Source organism: Candidatus Electronema sp. TJ (assembly GCF_048287355.1).
Classification (GTDB): domain Bacteria; phylum Desulfobacterota; class Desulfobulbia; order Desulfobulbales; family Desulfobulbaceae; genus Electronema.
The window spans coordinates 6,123-7,716 of record NZ_JBLWEP010000113.1 but is presented as its reverse complement, the minus strand read 5'-3'; the positions used below and the strand labels follow the sequence as shown (position 1 = coordinate 7,716).

The following is a 1,594-nucleotide window of genomic DNA, read 5'->3' as shown; positions in this document are numbered from 1 at the left end:
CTGTAATGCTCCTCACGAAGGTCGAAAACAATGAAACTCCCTTGACGGAGACTGCGGATGAAGCCTAATTCCGCCTCTATTCCCATGCGTTTCAGCAGCAGATGACACGTTTCGGTCAGAACCGGCCATGTTGTTATCAGCGGCTCACGCAATCTGCTGAAGGCATCTATGGCCGCTTGATGATGTTTATCCTCGGCATTTGCCAAAGCAACCCAGAAGCCTGTGTCCGCAATAATCACAGCTTATCGCTCCAATCCAGTTCGTTCTTGTAATTTTCCGAAAGATTGCTGCCGCCATGCAGGCAGCCGACCACGCCGTTCTTACGGAAAATCTCCAGTGCATCTTGACCGACAGCAACTTGATGCCGCGCATACAGCTCGTCAATGGCAAGCTCAAGCACAGTGCGCGCATCTTTTCCCACCGTGTGCTGAAGCTGCTGCAATTTTTCGTAATGCCGATTTCCCAATTCCAGATTGAGCTGCATGATTCCCTCCTGTTTCCTTGCTTTTCGTCAGCCCTTTATTCTACTCCCCTTTCTCCATCTCCTCAATCTTCGCCTGCGCCTCTTCCCAAGCCGCATACTGCCGCCTTGCTTGACGCAACTGTCTGACTGCTGTACAATTTGCACATAATCAAAACAGGAGGCATCCCAATGAATACCACCATTTCCACGGCTGAAGCAAGAAGAAACTTTACTGATATTGTGAATAAAGTTGCTTACGGAGCGGAACAAGTCGTCTTAACCCGGAGAGGAGAGGAAATTGCCGCCCTGATTTCCATGCGGGAGCTTGAGCTGCTCCGCCGGATAGAAGACCGCATGGACATTGAAGACGCGGAAAAGGCTCTTGCCGAAGCCGGAGATAATATTCCGGCAGAGGAAGTCTGGAAAAAGTTGGGACTGTAACACATGTTGTATCAGATTGAATTTCGTCCTGCCGCGCTCAAAGACCTTAAAGCATTTCCCAAGCAGGATTTGCTGCGGATCAAAAAGAAAATTGAGGAGCTTGCGGAGAATCTGCCCAATCCTGATCAGACCAGAATGAAGGGCAGAACTGATCTGCATAAAGTCCGCGTTGGCGATTACCGCATCATTTACACCATTGATGCAGATTGCCTGCTGATTCTGATTGTCAAAATCGGACACAGAAAAGACGTGTACAAGAATCTTCCGTGATAGCTGGCGGTTCTAACTCTGCTCCATCTCCTCAATCTTCGCCTGCGCCTCTTCCCAAGCCGCATACTGCCGCTCCAAAAGCTGCTTCACCTCGCCATATTCCTTGCTGGTCTTGGCCCATCGCTGCTGATCCGCATATAAAGCCGGGTCGGCCATCTGGGATTCCAGCTCAATCTTCTGCGTTTCCAGCCGCTCAATCTCCTTTTCCGCATCTGCCGCCTTTTTCTTCCACGGCTTGACTTGGGCATTCACCTGCTCCCGCTGCTGGCCGCGCTGCTTCCGGTCTTCTTTGCGGTCAACGCTGACTGCAACAGGCTGGACAACAACGGCTTTCGGGGCCGCAGCTTTGGCATTCCTCGCGCCGCCTGCCGCTTCTTCCTCACGCCGCTTGCGGGTCTCCAAGTAATCGTCAATATTGCC

4 protein-coding genes and 1 pseudogene are annotated in these 1,594 nt (G+C 51.6%); 2 read left to right on the top strand and 3 right to left on the bottom strand.

All coding sequences use genetic code 11. The features are described 5' to 3' along the window. A partial coding sequence (locus ACNKID_RS08835; RefSeq protein WP_417913069.1) for a type II toxin-antitoxin system VapC family toxin occupies positions 1-239 on the bottom strand: 239 nt, incomplete at its 3' end. Next, entirely contained in the window at positions 236-484 is a 249-nt protein-coding gene (locus tag ACNKID_RS08830) for a hypothetical protein (RefSeq protein ID WP_417913068.1), read from the bottom strand. The genes ACNKID_RS08835 and ACNKID_RS08830, both read right to left, overlap by 4 nt. A 168-nt stretch (positions 485-652) precedes the next feature. Between ACNKID_RS08830 and ACNKID_RS08825 the strand changes: the two genes are divergently transcribed. After that, positions 653-904, top strand: a complete 252-nt coding sequence (locus ACNKID_RS08825; RefSeq protein WP_417913067.1) for a type II toxin-antitoxin system Phd/YefM family antitoxin — start codon at positions 653-655, stop codon at positions 902-904. A gap of 3 nt (positions 905-907) precedes the next feature. Further along, positions 908-1,174: a type II toxin-antitoxin system RelE family toxin gene (locus ACNKID_RS08820; protein ID WP_417913066.1), complete on the top strand. Its 267-nt coding sequence runs from the start codon at positions 908-910 to the stop codon at positions 1,172-1,174. A 12-nt stretch (positions 1,175-1,186) separates the two neighbouring features. Here the strand turns inward: ACNKID_RS08820 and ACNKID_RS08815 are convergent. After that, positions 1,187-1,594: pseudogene (locus tag ACNKID_RS08815) on the bottom strand (ABC transporter ATP-binding protein); the annotation flags it as partial.

Excerpts from the sequence above, each read along its gene's own strand:
- ACNKID_RS08830 (WP_417913068.1), bottom strand. The coding sequence starts at position 484 with ATGCAGCTCAATCTGGAATTGGGAAATCGGCATTACGAAAAATTGCAG.
- ACNKID_RS08825 (WP_417913067.1), top strand. The coding sequence starts at position 653 with ATGAATACCACCATTTCCACGGCTGAAGCAAGAAGAAACTTTACTGAT.
- ACNKID_RS08820 (WP_417913066.1), top strand. The coding sequence starts at position 908 with ATGTTGTATCAGATTGAATTTCGTCCTGCCGCGCTCAAAGACCTTAAA.